Raw genomic sequence first — 17,177 nt, forward strand, 5'->3', positions numbered from 1 at the left:
TCATTTAACCCTCTGCCTAGCTTAAATTAACGAATACCCTGAGATACTTTTGTTTAATTTTTAATGCCTATTGACCCCGACTAAAGTAGGGTTATATATTATTCGAATAATAATAAACGGTATACGTAGAAGTAATGTCAGCCGGCGATGAACAAGCAATAATAAAACAATACCAGCCGCTCATTCGCGCGTTAATTCCATATGAACAACAAAACAGGTTGCTAGAGGGAATTAATAAGTTTTCGAAGCGTTTGCCTAGTAGTGTCCGAAAAGTCGTGAAAGAAGAGGTCGTTCGATTAACATCGTTGACTGATGCGCCTGCCGATAATTCTGCCTTCGCCCAATTCCCTGTCATGAAGTTCAAGCACTTCGGTGTTCAGATGCGCCTCGATAAAGTTGGCGCGCAGATCCTCAAAAACGAAACATCGCTCTATCAAGACAGGTACACCGTAGGTGTGTTTGAGTCAGTAATGAACTCAGACTTTTACCAAAATCAAATAAAAAAAGAACAGTTCAAAAAAATTGTCGATGCATTTAACGTTGAAAGCCAGTCGTTTACCGATATCGACTTTGGTGATGACATTGCTATTCGGCCCAACTTTACTATTTCTTCCCCCGAATTCGAGAAAGGCCGTCATTGCTCAATAAGCTCTATGTCACATAATGGAATTACTTTAGAGACGAAAAGGCCACCTAATGCATCCACCGGCGATGTAATCACTTTCACCATTCCCGAAGTTAAAGGCCTGACCAAAGAACCCACTGAAATTACCCTTGAACTAGAGTCTGTAAAATACAATAAACATTTAGGGAAATACGAAACGTCATTTAATTTTCCTGATGACGTCGATAAGGGGTTTTTAGCAACGCTCAAACGTTATGTTGCGGTAACTGCCTATAAGCAACCGCTGCAGAGAGATTTAGAAATAGAGCGTGCTATGCAGGAGCTCGAGCGCGACCGAATACTTGAAAATAGCCCGTGGCTTCCTGTTTTTCTTGCACCTGAAAAGCAATCTCTAAAACCTATGATAGCCCTTTTTACTAAGGCGAATGTCGAGCACAATGATGCGGACAAACTACTGACAAGTTTGCAAGATAAGCCTATTTTCTCTACGTTAGTTGATGAGTTGCGAAAGTACAACGAAGCTTATGTATTTCATGGCAATATTAAAACCAAAAGTGGTAACGTACAGATAACCGCTACACACAGGCAACTACTTGCGCTTAAGCAACTTAATGCGCTTGTATATTTGCTTGCAAAAAGTGGTGACTTTATATGTACCCACTGTCGCCTAGATAGTGTGACCCGTGAAGATAAACAAAAAGCCTTTGCTATTCACGATATTGCGAGTAAAGAATTTGAGCAGCTTGCCCAGATCTCCCATGTTTTATACTGCAAAGATGTATCAGCCTACCTCACAAACTTAACGCTTTCTGCTAAATGCGATTTCAAGCCTTTGTCTAAAACGTTGAAAGCTAGCGGTGACAACTGGCGCATAGATTATGTCATGGAAGAAGATTTAGATAGACGGAGTGAAACTCGCTACGTTATCGATAAACCCGCTTCCATCAAAGTAGGCTTGCTTACCTCTCTTGACGCGCGAGTGGCCGATTTAAGCGCCAGCGGTATGAAATTGACAGTTGCGCCGCACAGCGATCTGCAAAAAGAGATACGAGTTTCTGTGCCGGAACTAAAAATTAAAGGCGAAAAATATAAGGTTGTGCATTACCAAGCTGAAACTGGCGTGGTCAGGCTATGCCTCGTAGAAGACACACGCAAAGCTAAAGTGAGCTCTAACGTCGATCACATGGTTGAAGAGAATACGGCTTATTTTAAAGTGAGAGATATTGCTCGTATTCAGCGATCAACACATCGTTACATTTGGGAGCTTGCCGTAAGGCATATGCCGTCGCTATCGGTACTTTGCGTAATGAATAGGTTTACACTCGACAGGCTAAAAACCGTCTATCAAAGCGATGCATCTGACGATCTTTATCCCTTTTCACGTACACAAAATATCATCCCGCTTCATGGTTTCTTTGCAGACAAAGGTCAGGCAAAGCCTAAATCCCAAATATTAGAAGCCATGTTTAAAGAAACCTCTGAACAAGCTTTAGTTGTGCATTGCGTGAGAAAAAGCGACAGCCGTTTGGTGTATATCAAAGAACGGGATTTCTTGTTCTCTAAGCTTCGTACACAAATCAAAACTCAGTTAGATGAAGAAAAAATTCAGCTAAGTGCTACTGATGTTACCGCAATACGCTGCCACGGGGCTGTAACACCGTTGACCAAAAAGCGGCTAGCGCAGCTTTCGAAGTTAGATAAAGCTATGTATGACAAGCTTGAAACCATGCAGGCAGGTTATACGCACTGCATATTCATCACGAATATGTCTGCGCTTCACCATGATTTAGTGGTGGAAAACCTTATAGCAAAACCTCAGCGCCATGAAATTGAAGGTGAAGGTGCAGCTTAATACTTTTTCTGCATTCCCACGCTTTGCTAGGAAACTTGCCTGCGCCTTCTGAGTAGACAATTATCTATGTGTATTGGTATAACAGCATTTCCGACACGCTTTTAGTGTTATCTCTTTTCGCATTTTGCTATTCTTGTAAATAAATCAATAAAAAAGGGTTGAGTGTTGAAAGGGATCATAGCGTTTCTCATTATCTTAGTGCTACTTGCCATTGCATTTGTGATTGGCTCTCAAAATGAAGCACAAGTAACAGTTAATTATCTCATTGCTCAGGCGAATCTTCGCTTATCAACATTGATTGCGATTACACTTTCAATAGGCGTGGGTATCGGCATTTTAATTATGTTAATGAGTTGGCTGAAACTACGTGTTCAGTTAATGTCTGCGCAATCTAAAATACAGAGTTTGGAACAAGACCACTAATGCTCGAACTGCTGTTTCTCCTTTTACCTGTTGCGGCAGGGTATGGTTGGATAATGGGGCGCAATAGTGTCCGTCAAGCGCAGCGAAAACAGTCAAGTATCCTATCTAAGCATTATTATAAAGGGCTAAACTTTTTACTTTCAGACCAGCCCGATAAGGCCGTTGATACGTTAATCAAAATGATTAACGTGAATAGCGATACGGTTGAAACCCATATTGCCATGGGCAGCTTTTTCCGTCACCGCGGTGAAATAGATCGGGCTATTAAAGTTCACCAAAACTTGGTTAGTCGCGACGAACTACAACCAGCGCAAAGAGAAAATGCGCTTCGGGAACTCGGTCACGACTATACGCAAGCTGGCTTTTTAGAGCGCGCAGAAAACGCATTTCTTCAGCTTTTAAACAGTGAAAAACATTATTTGGTTGCCCAGCAGCAGCTGTTTAGCATCTATCAAACCACGAAAGAGTGGGAAAGAGCGATAGAATTAGCTGAGCGCATGGTGCAATGTCATGGTGATAATGATGAACTGTGCGAACGTCTTGCCCACTTTTATTGTGAGCAAGCAGCGGTTGAGTTAAAGAACGAAAGCCAAGGAGCAGCGTTAACACTGTTACAGAAAGCGGTTAATGCAGATGAACATGCGGTAAGACCTTGGCTGATGTTAGGTGATATAGCGCTTAATCAAAAACGCTTCACTGACGCAAATGCCTATTTTACTCAAGTTGCAGAGCGCGATATCAATTGGTTCAGTGAAGCCGTGCCTAGCCTTGAAAAAATCGCGGAAGAAACCGATGACTGGGAAAGCTTTCAGAAAAACTTAGAAGCGCACTGGCAAGAGTGCGCAACGTCTTATTTAGCCATGGTTGATGTGCTGATGAAGCGCGGTGAAACAGCGCAAGCCGCAGAATATCTATTAGAACAGCTTCGAAAACGTCCAACCATGCGCGGCTTTAAAACCCTTATGGGGCTTTATATTGACCAGCTTTCAGACAAAACTACGGCTGATAGTTTACGCTTACTTAAAGAATTGGTGGAAAAGCAAATGTTGCAGCGTCCTAAATATCGCTGTGGCAGCTGTGGCTTTTCCGGCCGTAAATTATATTGGTTATGCCCTAGCTGTAAAAAGTGGGGCGTGGTAAAACCTATCAAAGGGCTAGACGGAGAATAAAAGAACATGCATGACCCACGCGTTATTGTTGCATTAGACTATGACAATAAAGACACTGCATTGGCGTTTGTTGATAAATTAGATTCAAGCTTATGCAAGCTGAAAGTGGGCAAGGAGATGTTCACCTTATTCGGGCCGGAATTCGTAAAAGCGCTGATTGCTAAAGGCTTTGACGTTTTCTTGGATCTCAAATTCCACGACATTCCAAATACAGTAGCGAAAGCGTGTAAAGCAGCAGCCGAGCTTGGTGTATGGATGGTAAACGTACATGCTTCGGGCGGCCTACCTATGATGCAAGCAGCGAAAGAAGCCATTGCAACAAGCAGTAATCCTCAAACTAAGCTTATTGCGGTTACCGTACTTACCAGCATGGACGAGGCACAACTGGCTGATGTGGTAAGCGGTTTAACACCAGAGCAACAAGTACTGCGCTTGGCAGCACTAACAGAAAAAGCAGGTTTAGACGGCATCGTCTGTTCAGCACAGGAAGCCAGTGCGTTGCGCGAAAAACACAGTGATGACTTTCTATTAGTTACGCCAGGTATTCGCCCTGTAGGCGCTGACGCTGGCGACCAGAAACGTGTTATGACGCCACCTGATGCAATGAAAGCAGGCGTAAGCTATTTAGTTATGGGGCGACCTATCACGAAAGCAGAAGACCCTATTGCAGTATTGAAGTCCGTAAACGAATCAATAAACGGTTAGACTTAATGCAAATACAAAAAAGCTCGGATGTGGCGTTCACATACCGAGCTTTTTTCTTTAAGCCATTTTGAAGGCTCTTTATTCACGAGAGTGATCTAGAGCCATTAAAATAATCGAAAAATCTTATTCGCCTTTAAGCGCTACTTCAGCTGGCGTATAGGTTAAACCGAGCTCTTCACCTAGTGCATCAACTACCGCTTTATAGGTTACTTTACCTTCGTGAACGTTCAAGCCGTTCAGCAAATGCTTGTCTTCTAACATAGCTTTGGCTGGGCCTTTGTTTGCCAGAGCCAAACCAAATGGCAAGGTCGCATTGTTAAGCGCCATAGTAGAAGTGCGCGCAACACCGCCTGGCATGTTTGCTACACAGTAGTGAACCACGTCATCTACAACGTAAACGGGGTCTTGGTGCGTAGTGGCTTTAGACGTTTCAAAACAGCCACCTTGGTCAATAGCAACATCTACAAGCACAGAGCCCGGCTTCATCGCTTTAATTTGTTCACGGGTAAGTAGCTTTGGTGCTGCTGCGCCAGGAATAAGGACTGCACCAACAACAAGGTCTGCTTTAGAAGAGTAATGCTCGATAGCATCAACTGTAGAGTAAACCGTCTTAACTTGACCGTTAAAGATATCGTCTAGCTGGCGAAGACGCGGAAGTGAACGGTCTAGAATGGTGACATCAGCACCAAGACCTAGTGCCATTTTTGCAGCGTTAGTGCCTACAACGCCACCACCAATTACCAATACTTTGCCTGGCGCTACACCGGGTACACCACCAAGAAGGGTACCGCTGCCGCCGTGCGCTTTTTCAAGATAGTGCGCGCCAGCTTGAACAGACATGCGGCCCGCTACTTCACTCATTGGTGCAAGCAATGGAAGACCACCACGGTCGTCAGTTACTGTTTCATAAGCAATACAGGTTGCACCTGACTCAACTAATAACTTAGTTTGCGTAGGATCTGGGGCTAAGTGAAGGTAAGTATAAAGCGTTTGGCCTTTACGAAGCATTTTACATTCGTTTGGTTGAGGCTCTTTCACTTTTACAATCATTTCCGCTTCAGCAAACACTTGCTCAGCAGTAGGTGCAATCGCAGCACCGGCGTCTACATACATTTCGTCAGTGAAACCGATTGCATCACCGGCATTAGTTTCAACAAGAACACTATGACCATGAGTAACAAATTCTTTTACTGCTGCTGGCGTCAAGCCAACACGATATTCGTGGTTCTTAATTTCTTTTGGTACACCAACTAACATGTATCGTCCTCAAATTTATAACGAGCTTCTATGTGGCTCTGGTTGAACTTTGTTTCGTAGCAATCGGTCTTGAAAGCCCGTAAACCTATTTGGCGAGTATACGTCATAAAAAAACGAACTATCTGCTGAATAATGAAGTTATGTAGCATATAATCCTTTAAAAGATGGCTTGTGAGGTATTTTATATGTTGGTAAAGACGCCTAAACACCTTGACCGGATAGACAGGAATATACTGGTACAACTGCAGAAAAACGGGCGTATATCTAATGTCGAACTAGCTAAAGAGGTGGGCTTAAGTCCAAGCCCTTGCTTAGAGAGAGTCAAGAGATTAGAGACTCAGGGCTATATAAAGGGCTACCACGCGTTAGTTGACCCAGAAAAGCTTGGCGCTGCTATGCTCGTGTTTGTTGAGATTACATTAACCAAAACATCGGTAGATATCTTTGCAGAATTTTCTGCTGCGGTAAAACTGCATGACGATATTCAAGAGTGTCACTTGGTATCTGGTGATTTCGACTTCTTATTAAAAGCCCGCGTTGCGGATATGGGCAGTTATAGAAAGCTGTTGGGTGATACCTTATTGCGTTTACCGGGTGTAAGTGAGTCTCGGACATATGTTGTGATGGAAGAAGTAAAAAGCACATCATCACTGCGCATTAATTTGAAGTAATGAAAGCATGGCTCAATAGCGTGTTTTTATGGTAGGCTGTGCAAAAATACAGTGTTTGTGTGCAACGAAAGGATTGTTGCGGTTCACATACAATAGGGTAGGGGAGCATCCCAATAGCTTTTTTAATAGGCTCAGCTACTTACCAACATTACTCAAATAATAATTATTTAGGGATTGCAAAGAGTTCGCTAAGCTCTTTGTAGCGTTTAACGCAAAGATAGTACGTATAGGCTAAGACCATTAGTCGATATAAAACTACATGCGATAGAAATTGAAGGTTCTTTAGGGTTATGGCGCGATTAACAGGGGTTCAGCGAGTGTGGGAAGCAGGCATGATTATCGCCTGTGTTTTCGCCTTCTTCTTATTGCTGGCACTAGTATCTTTTCATCCAGGTGATCCAGGTTGGAGTCAGGCTGGATTACAATTAGACATTCACAATTGGGTTGGCGCCACTGGAGCATGGGTTGCTGACTTATTGCTATTTTCGTTTGGTTTTCTTGCTTATTTGCTCCCATTTGGCTCTGCATTTTTAGGGTGGTTCCTTTTCCAGCACATCAAAGAGCTGGACGAATTCGACTATCTCACCATAGGTTTGCGAATTATCGGTGGGTTATTAATGGCCCTTGGCGCAACGGGCATCGCCAGTATCAATTTTGATGATATCTATAACTTTTCAGCCGGCGGCTTTGTAGGTGATGTGATTAGTTCAGCGCTTATACCGTACTTTAATACCGCTGGTACTATCCTACTTTTACTTTGCTTTTTCTGTACTGGCTTTACGCTTTTAACAGGTATAAGTTGGCTTACTATTATCGATAGGCTAGGGGAAGGAACGCTGTGGTTGGGGCGTAAAACCCTGTCTGCACCACAGAGTTTATTGGCACTTGAAATGCCACGCCTGGCGTTGGCCAATAAATCATCAAATCAAGAGAACACCGACACTGCCGAGCTGGATATTACCAGTATGCGAGCAGAACCCTTAGCTTCTTCCGCAAAAGCCCAGGAACAGCCACAGCAACCGCAAACACCTACGCAGAGAGCTACTCCGACTCGCAATGAACCCTCTTTCGGTATTGATGAGCTTGATGATGAGCCACCGTTTTATACTTATGATGGCAGCGATAAGGCGCAAGCTGAAGGTAATTCGACGCAAGATAGCGAAAACTTACGAAGCGATGAAGCGCTTTCAAATGCGGGCGAAAGTGAACCTGAGACGAAGAAGTCAGCATTTTCACTATCAGGTATGCGCAATGCGGTAACGGGTAGCTTTAAAGATAAATCAGGCTTGGGTAAATCTAACCAAGATGAGCCAGTGTCGCCGGAAAGTGAAAGTATTCAAAGTGAGCCTCAGGTTCAGCAAAGCCCGCATATTAATTTTGATGAGCTAGAAGAGTTTGATGAAGACTTACCCTATGAAACAGGAAGTAAGCCCGCGCCTTCGGTGAGTGTTAGCGAAACACCTGCGCCAGCAGCACAGGCACAAACGCCGCAATCACAAACAGAACAGGCACAAACAGCGAGCCAAGAAAGCAATCAAGCATTCACGCCTGCAGCACTTGGTGCTAAGCCGGTTAAAGCGAAATCGGGTGAGGTTGACCCTGATTTACCACCTATGCCGTCGTTCGATTTGCTCGAACGTGCTGACAAACATGAAAATCCGCTGACGCCGGAAGAGATTGAAGGTATTTCTCGCCTTGTTGAAGAAAAGCTGGCTGATTTCAATATTGAAGCGACTGTAGTGGGTGTGTACCCAGGGCCAGTAATTACGCGTTTTGAGCTTGATTTAGCGCCTGGTGTTAAAGTGAGCAAAATTACAGGGTTATCAAAAGACTTAGCCCGTGCAATGTCAGCTATTTCAGTTCGTGTAGTAGAGGTTATTCCAGGTAAATCGGTTATTGGACTAGAACTCCCTAACAAAAAACGCGAAATGGTGCGTTTGAGTGAAGTAATTAGCTGCGATACCTTCCAGTCTAATAAATCACCTTTAACCATGGTGCTGGGTGCAGATATCTCTGGTCAGCCAGTAGTGGTTGATTTAGCTAAAATGCCTCACCTTTTAGTTGCCGGTACTACAGGTTCAGGTAAATCTGTGGGTGTGAACGTGATGATCTTGAGTCTGCTTTATAAAAGCACGCCTGAAGACGTTCGCATGATCATGATAGACCCTAAAATGCTTGAGCTTTCAGTATATGAAGGCATACCGCACTTACTTTCTGAGGTCGTGACCGATATGAAAGAGGCCGCCAATGCACTTCGTTGGTGTGTAGGTGAAATGGAACGTCGTTATCGCTTAATGAGTGCCCTTGGTGTGCGTAACCTCAAAGGTTATAACGCTAAGGTAGAAGAAGCCATTGCTAACGGTACGCCAATTAAAGATCCGCTTTGGAAGAATGAAGAAAGTATGGATGCCGAAGCGCCAGACCTAGCAAAACTACCAGCTATTGTTGTGGTAGTGGACGAATTCGCCGACATGATGATGATTGTGGGCAAAAAAGTTGAAGAGCTTATTGCACGTATCGCTCAAAAAGCCCGTGCGGCAGGTATACACCTTATTCTCGCTACACAGCGTCCATCGGTAGATGTTATTACCGGTTTGATCAAAGCGAACATTCCAACTCGCTGTGCATTCCAAGTATCAAGTAAAATAGACTCAAGAACCATTCTCGACCAACAAGGCGCAGAAACCCTGCTAGGTATGGGTGATATGCTTTATCTTCCACCTGGAAGCCCAGTACCTACTCGTGTTCACGGCGCGTTTGTAGACGATCATGAAGTACACGCGGTAGTGGCCGACTGGCAAAAACGCGGTGAGCCAGAGTACATTGATGAGATCCTTAATGGCGAAGCAACGGCGGAAGTCTTATTGCCAGGCGAACAGCCAGAGGGCGAAGACCAAGAATTCGATGCCTTCTACGATGAGGCCGTTGCATTTGTTACCGAAACTCGTCGTGCCAGTGTCTCAAGTGTGCAGCGTAAATTCAGAATTGGTTACAACCGCGCAGCGCGCTTGGTTGAACAAATGGAAATGAGTGGTGTCGTAAGTGCACAGGGGCATAACGGAAACCGTGAGGTGCTTGCACCGCCGCCCCACAAAGAATAACGAATGGATTGAATAAATGAATAAAGCAGTTTCGGTTTATTTTGTGAGTGCAGTTTTTGTGAGTGCAATGGCAACGGCAGGTACAGCAATGACTGCTGCTAACGCTGCAGTAGAATTAGATACTACAGGTTCAACTATTAACAAGAACAATGCTCACGAGGTTGTCAGTGCTCATGACGCTATTCAGGCTAATGCCACAGTAAACACCAGTCAGCCTAAAGCTTCATCGCTTATCAATGATTCTGCAAGTACGTCGCTGCAGGCATTGTTAAGCAATATGAAACAGTTTCGTGCAAGCTTTGCGCAAACAGTAATGGACGCCCAGCAAAATGTGGTGCACGAGGCGCAGGGTACGTTAACCATGACCCGCCCCAATAAGCTTCGCTGGGAAACCACGTTTCCGGATGAAACCCTTTTGGTTGCCGATGGCGAAGCGGTTTGGAATGTAGATACCTTTGTAGAGCAGGTGACAGTCCTATCTCAAGACAATGCGATTAAAGATAACCCTATTGTTTTGCTTACATCGACAGATGAAGCAACGTGGTCAAAGTTCTCTATCAGTCAATTAAATAGCGGTTCATCGGCTGTAACACCTGAAAACGGCGCGGCAGACAGCATCAATGGTGTTAGCATCTTAAAAAGCTACCAAATCACGCCAAAAGAACAGGGCGGCCAAATCGCAACGCTTACATTAACCTTTAACCAAGACAGCGAACTCGCTTCGCTTAATATGCTCGATGCGCAACAGCAAATCAGCACTTTGGTGTTCAGTAATATTGAAACGCGTTTTCCAGTGCCAGCCGATACCTTCTCAGTTGATATTCCAGACAGCTTCATAATTGATGACCAGCGTTAATCAAGATTTCGCGCCCCTCGCGGCACGAATGCGCCCAGTTACCATTGAACAGTACAGCGGTCAGGAGCATTTACTAGGCGAAGGTAAGCCGCTTCGTAAAATGTTAGAGGCGGGCCATTGCCATTCTATGATCTTGTGGGGGCCGCCCGGTACCGGTAAAACTACCCTTGCTGAACTCATTGCTCAATACACGAACGCGTCTGTGTTGCGTATTTCTGCGGTTACCTCTGGGGTAAAAGATATCCGAGCCGCAATGGATACGGCTGAAGAAAACGCCCGCTATAACCAGCGAACCTTATTGTTTGTTGACGAAGTACACAGGTTTAACAAAAGTCAACAGGATGCTTTTCTTCCATTTGTTGAATCGGGTGTGGTTACCTTTATAGGCGCAACAACAGAGAACCCGTCGTTTGAATTAAACAAAGCGCTGTTGTCGCGAGTCCGTGTTTATGTGCTAAAAACACTCGAGCAGAACGCGTTATCAGAATTAGTCGATAGAGCATTGAGTGATACCGAAAAAGGTCTTGGTGACAGAGCCCTTGGTATTGAAGAGATAGCAAGAAACGCCCTTATAGATTTAAGTGGTGGCGATGCCCGGCGCCTTCTTACTTATTTAGAACTGGCCGCAGACTTCACAAGTGCTAGCGAAATCACCGTTAGCGATGTTGAGCATGCGGTAGGTGAGAAAGTTGCTAGTTACGACAATAAAGGCGACACCTTCTACGACCTGATTTCAGCTTTTCATAAATCTGTAAGGGGTTCAGATCCAGACGCTGCACTTTACTGGTATGCAAGAATTTTGGATGGCGGCGGTGATGCTCTTTACGTGGGAAGGCGATTACTGGCTATCGCGTCTGAAGATATTGGTAACGCCGACCCCAGGGCTATGCAGCTATGCATAAACGCATGGGATACATTCCATCGCGTAGGGCCTGCAGAGGGCGAGCGTGCCATCGCACAAGCCGCCGTTTACTGTGCCTTAGCTGCAAAAAGTAATGCGGTTTACATGGCGTTTAATGAAGCAAAATCGTTAGCGCGAAAGACCTCGGATGCACCGGTTCCTATGCATTTGCGCAATGCACCTACATCGCTTATGAAAGAACTGGGTCATGGAGACGGTTATCGCTATGCACACAACGAGCCGAATGCCTTCGCAGCTGGCGAAACATACTTACCAGATAGCCTTGCCGGTACTCGCTTGTATAATCCTAACGAACGCGGTTTAGAGAAAGCTTTGAAAGCCAAGCGTGAATTTCTCGATTCACTTAATGCGAGAAGTAACAATAAAAGGTAAAGTTGCAGACAAGTAACTCAACTAGTTCAGATTATATGAATTAGTTAATAAAAAATGCGCTAGGGAGTTTTCGTGCCTCAAGGGTTAGCTTTGTATTGTTTTATTGCCGCTGGCGGTGCGACCGGCGCCTGTTTACGCTATTTTGTTACCACAAGTGTTGATTCCTTATTTGGAAAACACATGCCGTTTGGTACACTAACGGTGAATGTGGTCGGGTCGTTTGCACTCGCATTACTGTACGGTTTTATCGAACGTCATGATTTAAGCGACTCTCCTTACCGAGCGCTTATCGGTGTAGGGCTATTAGGTGCCTTTACCACATTCTCAACATTTTCCGTTGAAACCTTAACTTTATTAGAAAACGGGTTGTGGCTTAAAGCCGCAGCAAACGTATTTCTTAACGTTGGCGCTTGCCTAATAGCAGGTTGGCTAGCCATTCAATTGATGAAAGGATAATTAGAAACACATGTTAGATCCAAAGTGTTTGCGAAGCGATATAGAACAAACAGCTAAGCGATTAGCTGCCCGTGGTTTTAACCTCGATGTAGCAGCTTTCAGTTCGCTTGAAGAAAAAAGAAAAACACTTCAGTCCAGAACACAGGATCTGCAAAACGAGCGCAACGTACGCAGTAAATCCATTGGTAAAGCTAAGGCGCAGGGTGAGGACATCGCACCGCTTTTAGCTGAAGTGGGTAAACTGGGTGATGAGCTTGACGCCGCTAAAGCAGAGCTTAGCGAACTGTTAGAAGAAATAAACACCCTTACGCAGGGCATTCCTAACTTGCCGCATGAGTCTGTACCAGAAGGTAAAGATGAAGACGACAACGTGGAAATTTCTCGTTGGGGCGAGCCTCGCACGTTTGATTTTGAAGTAAAAGATCACGTAGATGTCGCTGAAGGCTTAAACAACGGCTTAGACTTCGCTACTGCAAGCAAGCTTACAGGAAGCCGCTTCGTCGTCATGCGTGGCGATATGGCCCGCCTAAACCGTGCACTTGCTCAGTTTATGCTTGATACCCATACACAAGAACACGGCTACCAAGAAATGTACGTGCCTTACTTGGTTAATGCTGATAGCTTGTACGGCACAGGCCAATTGCCTAAGTTTGGAGAAGATTTATTCCATACTAAGCCAGCAACCGAAGAAGGGCAGGGGCTAAGTCTTATTCCAACGGCAGAAGTACCGCTAACGAATATTGCGCGCGATGAGATCTTAGACGCGAAAACACTGCCTGTTAAGATGACGGCACACACACCGTGTTTCCGCTCTGAAGCCGGTTCTTACGGTCGTGATACCCGTGGTCTAATTCGTCAGCATCAATTCGACAAGGTAGAACTAGTACAGCTAGTTAAGCCAGAAGATAGCTTCGACGCGCTAGAAGCGCTTACTGGTCATGCGGAAATTATTCTGCAAAAGCTAGAGCTACCTTACCGCAAAGTGTTGCTATGTACCGGTGACATGGGCTTTGGTGCATGTAAAACCTATGATCTTGAAGTATGGCTACCTGCACAGAATACTTACCGTGAAATTTCATCATGTTCTAACATGCTGGACTTCCAAGCGAGACGTATGCAGGCAAGATTCCGTAACCCTGAAACGAATAAAACTGAACTGCTTCATACACTGAATGGTTCTGGTTTAGCGGTAGGGCGTACGCTTGTAGCTATACTGGAGAATAACCAGCAAGCAGACGGAAGCGTAACCATTCCAAAGGCACTCGTTCCTTACATGGCAGGCCAGGAAGTGATTAAGGCGACTAGTGCGTAAATAAACTCTACCAGTAGATAATCCATGGCAATTTCAAGCCACTCTATTATCTATAAGCATCAAAAAATCCGGTACCGTAAGAGGTATCGGATTTTATAATTCTCCCTCCTACTTCTGAATCTCATACTTATTGCTAAGTAAGTTTGTATGCTGTTTAAGCAAACTCTTGGCATGTAATAAAATCCATATATAAACAACACCTTATAGCTCAAAAAGTAAGCAATAAAAGTTGTTTCTAAATGTAAATGGATAGCGCTTTTTGCTCATAAATCACATATATTTCATGCGCTAAAGTCATAATTGACACTTACAATTATATCTTATACTTTTGGCTAACGTTGCGCTTGACGTAACAAAACTGAAATGTAAGTTCACCTCAATCACAATAATGAAAATAGGTCGTATTTACATTTAATTAAAAAAAGAAAGCTTCATGGATAAATGGACTTACCTTTCGGTAGCTCTATTTGTTCAGAAAGCCGAATTCCAGGGAACAAATATGGAAAACCGAAACACACTAAACCGATTATCTCAGGGGATAATCATAGCGCTGGGCTTAGGCGCAACGCCTTATGTCGCCGCTCAAGATTCTGCGGAACAAGACGCTGAAACAGTAGAACAGATTTCAGTAGTCGGCTCTCGTATTCGTACGGATTCTTTTGCTAATGATACACCTATCGACATCATTTCTGTTGAAGATGCTGAAGGCGAAGGTCTAAAGACATTGGGCGAACTACTTCGTACAAGTACTGCAGCAGCAGGTTCAAGCCAGATCACTGCAGCGCTTACAGTTGGTTATGTAACTGATGGCGGTACTGGTGCAGAAACTGTTGGTCTTCGTGGCTTAGGTGCAAACCGTACACTTATTCTATTAAACGGCCGTCGTGCAGGACCTGCGGGTACACGTGGTGCAGTTTCTTCATTCGATTTGAACAGTCTGCCACTTTCAGCTATCGAGCGTGTTGAAATCCTTAAGGACGGTGCATCAGCTCTGTATGGTTCAGACGCGGTAGCCGGTGTAATTAACATCATCACCAAAAAAGGCGACGAGAAGACAGTAAACGTTGATATAAGCCAGCCAATGGAATCGGGTGGTGAAGACCGTCGAATCAATATTTCATTTGGTGAAGAATATGCTGAAGGCTCGTTCCGCGTAACCGCTGACTACCGCAAGGTATCTATGCTACGCCGTGGAGACCGAGACTACTTCAACTGTACTGAACGTTTACAGTTTGCTGAAGACGGTTCACGTACCGATCCTATCGACCCTCGTACAGGTGAATACCACTGTGCCGAAACCGGTTACGGTTTGTGGTTGTACGGTGATGTATCTTCAGCATACGGCGGTAGCTTACAAGCAGCGTATGACTACGATAACTTCTTTGCGAACAATGGTTTTGAAAGCATTAACGATGCAAACGTTGGCTTTACAACGCCAGAAGGCTGGTACCCTGTTTCATTTAACGATGACTATGCCAGTGAAGGTTGGTGGGATCAGAACCACCCATTCTTAGGCTCGCAAACTGTTGTGCCAGAAACACAAAATGCGTCAATCTATGCAACAGGTGAATATAACCTTACTGATGATGTAGTGGTTTACGGTGAATTCATTCACAGCCGTCGTACAACAAAAACTGATGACTATCGTCAGTTTTGGACTGCTGACGTGGGCACTCTATCTACTGATGTATTGGATGGTTTTGATGGGGCAGGTTCAGTTTTCCCTGTTGCTTTAACAGATCATTTCAGCTCAGAAATTCAAGTTGACTATACCCGTGGTGTTGTTGGTGCTACCGGCGATATTGGCTTCTGGACTTGGGATCTATCTTACCAGTACAGCTACAACGATGGTAAGTACGAACAAGATATTATCTATAACGATGCTATGTTGATGGCACAGTTCAATGCTGCTGATGGCGTTAGTTGTTCTGGTGAAGTAACCGACTTTAGCGGTAATACCTGTGTTGACATTCCATGGACTGACCCGGAATTCCTTTACGGTAACAGAACACCAGCACAAGAAGCGTTCTTGTTTGGCCGTGATAGCGGGCAAACAACTTACGACCAACAAACCCTTGAAGGTTATGTAACTGGCGACTTGTTCACTTTACCAGTTGGTGAAGTAGGTGCTGCATTCGGTTTCCAAATCCAAAAAGATGAAATCGAGGATACACCTGGAGAGAATACTCTAAACGGCAACTCTTGGGGCCTATCTGGAGCAGGTATCACTGCTGGTGACCAGTTAACTAAAGCAATTTACGCAGAAGTGAAAATTCCAGTTTTAGAAGACGTTACTGGCTTCGAAAGCCTGGATTTAACTGCCTCTGGTCGTTGGAACGATGTTGATACTTATGGTTCAGACACAACGTTTAAACTAGGCTTGAACTGGTCAATCATCGACGGTGTGAGCGTTCGTGCAAGCCGCGGTACGTCTTTCCGTGCTCCAGCACTATACGAGCTATACCTTGCAGAACAGACAGGTTTCGCTGGTCAGCTAGCTATCGACCCGTGTCTTGACTATGTAAACCAATTCGAGTCAGGTGCAATTAACGATACCGTTTTTGCTAACTGTCAATCTGAGGGTATTCCTGCGGATTACGAGCAAGGTGGAAGTTCAGCATTACTTGTTACTAGCGGTGGTGTAGGTCGTCTTGAAGCAGAAACTTCAGTTGCAGAAGGCATCGGTCTTGTTCTTACAAGCCCTGAAGATACATACGCTTTCTCAATTGACTATTTCAATATTGAAATTTCAAACGAGATTGACAACTTGGGCGGTGCAGACATCGTAAACCGTTGTTATAACTCTATCGATTTTGCAAACGAGCCACTATGTGATTTATTTACACGTAGAGACGGTTCAGACGCAAACGATTTTGGTATCGACCAAGTTAACGGTGGTTACGTAAACATTTCATACCAACGCGTACGTGGTGTTGACTACAACTTCACTTATGATGAGGAATTCGATTGGGGTAATGTTCGTTTCCGCGTAGAACACACTATGCAGATTGAAAAGTATGGCCTGTTGTTTGAAGACTCTCCATATAATAATGAAGTTGGTGAAAACGGTATTCCTAAACACGTAGGTGTGGCTCGTCTAACCTATGGTAGAGACGACTGGAGCATTACGTGGACTGCTAGCTACTTCGACTCTACTAATGATTACGAGTACTACAGTAGCGAAACAAATACTACTACGCTAAATGGCGAAACAGTGACGTTTATTGATGAAACAAAATGGACGACATATCACGCATTGTCGGGCTCATTTGTTTACGAAGACTTCGATGTTACTGTGGGTGTAGCAAACATGTTTGACCAAGAGCCACCTCGTTTATCTAGAAGTGGTTTTGAGTTAGGTAACTCTGCTTTATTCTCTCAGTACGACTTTATCGGCCGAAGAGTATTTGCTAACGTGAAATACAACTTCTAAAAGTATGGCTTGACGTAGTAAGC

General features: G+C 44.4%; 12 protein-coding genes. 11 read left to right on the forward strand and 1 reads right to left on the reverse strand.

Annotated elements, in window-relative coordinates; genetic code table 11:
* The first annotated feature begins 134 nt into the window (after positions 1-134).
* The 4 genes from ACYX4N_RS10865 (at position 135) to pyrF (ending at position 4,774) form a co-directional block, all read left to right on the forward strand.
* Positions 135-2,477 carry a PilZ domain-containing protein gene (locus ACYX4N_RS10865; protein ID WP_476054030.1) on the forward strand — a complete coding sequence of 781 codons (2,343 nt, stop codon included), beginning with the start codon at positions 135-137 and terminating at the stop codon, positions 2,475-2,477.
* Between the two features lie 162 nt (positions 2,478-2,639).
* The gene (locus tag ACYX4N_RS10870; protein WP_474806596.1) at positions 2,640-2,900 is read left to right on the forward strand and encodes a LapA family protein; all 261 of its coding nucleotides are present in this window, start codon (positions 2,640-2,642) and stop codon (positions 2,898-2,900) included.
* On the forward strand, positions 2,900-4,069 hold the full coding sequence (lapB, locus tag ACYX4N_RS10875) for a lipopolysaccharide assembly protein LapB (RefSeq protein ID WP_474806598.1): 1,170 nt from the start codon (positions 2,900-2,902) through the stop codon (positions 4,067-4,069). The genes ACYX4N_RS10870 and lapB overlap by 1 nt, the downstream gene beginning before the upstream one ends.
* Positions 4,070-4,075: 6 nt before the next feature.
* Complete coding sequence (gene pyrF / locus ACYX4N_RS10880) at positions 4,076-4,774, forward strand: orotidine-5'-phosphate decarboxylase (RefSeq protein WP_476054031.1); 699 nt, start codon at positions 4,076-4,078, stop codon at positions 4,772-4,774.
* 123 nt (positions 4,775-4,897) lie between these two features.
* On the opposite strand, the gene ald is transcribed toward pyrF, so the two are convergent.
* Complete coding sequence (gene ald, locus ACYX4N_RS10885; protein WP_474806602.1) at positions 4,898-6,031, reverse strand: alanine dehydrogenase; 1,134 nt, start codon at positions 6,029-6,031, stop codon at positions 4,898-4,900.
* A gap of 185 nt (positions 6,032-6,216) precedes the next feature.
* On the opposite strand from ald, the gene lrp reads away from it, so the two are divergent.
* The 7 genes from lrp (at position 6,217) to ACYX4N_RS10920 (ending at position 17,154) form a co-directional block, all read left to right on the forward strand.
* On the forward strand, positions 6,217-6,702 hold the full coding sequence (lrp, locus tag ACYX4N_RS10890; protein WP_474806603.1) for a leucine-responsive transcriptional regulator Lrp: 486 nt from the start codon (positions 6,217-6,219) through the stop codon (positions 6,700-6,702).
* 290 nt (positions 6,703-6,992) lie between these two features.
* Complete coding sequence (locus tag ACYX4N_RS10895; RefSeq protein ID WP_476054032.1) at positions 6,993-9,803, forward strand: DNA translocase FtsK; 2,811 nt, start codon at positions 6,993-6,995, stop codon at positions 9,801-9,803.
* A gap of 16 nt (positions 9,804-9,819) precedes the next feature.
* Positions 9,820-10,659, forward strand: coding sequence for an outer membrane lipoprotein periplasmic chaperone LolA (gene lolA / locus ACYX4N_RS10900; protein WP_476054033.1), 840 nt, complete (start codon positions 9,820-9,822; stop codon positions 10,657-10,659).
* Positions 10,646-11,953 carry a replication-associated recombination protein A gene (locus ACYX4N_RS10905; protein WP_476054034.1) on the forward strand — a complete coding sequence of 436 codons (1,308 nt, stop codon included), beginning with the start codon at positions 10,646-10,648 and terminating at the stop codon, positions 11,951-11,953. Before lolA ends, ACYX4N_RS10905 begins: the two co-directional genes overlap by 14 nt.
* 72 nt (positions 11,954-12,025) lie before the next feature.
* Positions 12,026-12,409: a fluoride efflux transporter CrcB gene (crcB, locus tag ACYX4N_RS10910; protein ID WP_014949631.1), complete on the forward strand. Its 384-nt coding sequence runs from the start codon at positions 12,026-12,028 to the stop codon at positions 12,407-12,409.
* A gap of 10 nt (positions 12,410-12,419) precedes the next feature.
* The gene (gene serS / locus ACYX4N_RS10915; RefSeq protein ID WP_474806611.1) at positions 12,420-13,721 is read left to right on the forward strand and encodes a serine--tRNA ligase; all 1,302 of its coding nucleotides are present in this window, start codon (positions 12,420-12,422) and stop codon (positions 13,719-13,721) included.
* Between the two features lie 499 nt (positions 13,722-14,220).
* On the forward strand, positions 14,221-17,154 hold the full coding sequence (locus tag ACYX4N_RS10920; protein WP_476056436.1) for a TonB-dependent receptor domain-containing protein: 2,934 nt from the start codon (positions 14,221-14,223) through the stop codon (positions 17,152-17,154).
* Positions 17,155-17,177: the final 23 nt, after the last annotated feature.

Source organism: Alteromonas sp. ABH4_452 (assembly GCF_056311825.1).

Coding starts and splice junctions, on each gene's coding strand:
- ACYX4N_RS10905 (WP_476054034.1), top strand. CDS start 10,646: ATGACCAGCGTTAATCAAGATTTCGCGCCCCTCGCGGCACGAATGCGC.
- serS (WP_474806611.1), top strand. CDS start 12,420: ATGTTAGATCCAAAGTGTTTGCGAAGCGATATAGAACAAACAGCTAAG.
- ACYX4N_RS10895 (WP_476054032.1), top strand. CDS start 6,993: ATGGCGCGATTAACAGGGGTTCAGCGAGTGTGGGAAGCAGGCATGATT.
- ACYX4N_RS10865 (WP_476054030.1), top strand. CDS start 135: ATGTCAGCCGGCGATGAACAAGCAATAATAAAACAATACCAGCCGCTC.
- ACYX4N_RS10920 (WP_476056436.1), top strand. CDS start 14,221: ATGGAAAACCGAAACACACTAAACCGATTATCTCAGGGGATAATCATA.
- lolA (WP_476054033.1), top strand. CDS start 9,820: ATGAATAAAGCAGTTTCGGTTTATTTTGTGAGTGCAGTTTTTGTGAGT.
- pyrF (WP_476054031.1), top strand. CDS start 4,076: ATGCATGACCCACGCGTTATTGTTGCATTAGACTATGACAATAAAGAC.
- ald (WP_474806602.1), bottom strand. CDS start 6,031: ATGTTAGTTGGTGTACCAAAAGAAATTAAGAACCACGAATATCGTGTT.
- lrp (WP_474806603.1), top strand. CDS start 6,217: ATGTTGGTAAAGACGCCTAAACACCTTGACCGGATAGACAGGAATATA.
- lapB (WP_474806598.1), top strand. CDS start 2,900: ATGCTCGAACTGCTGTTTCTCCTTTTACCTGTTGCGGCAGGGTATGGT.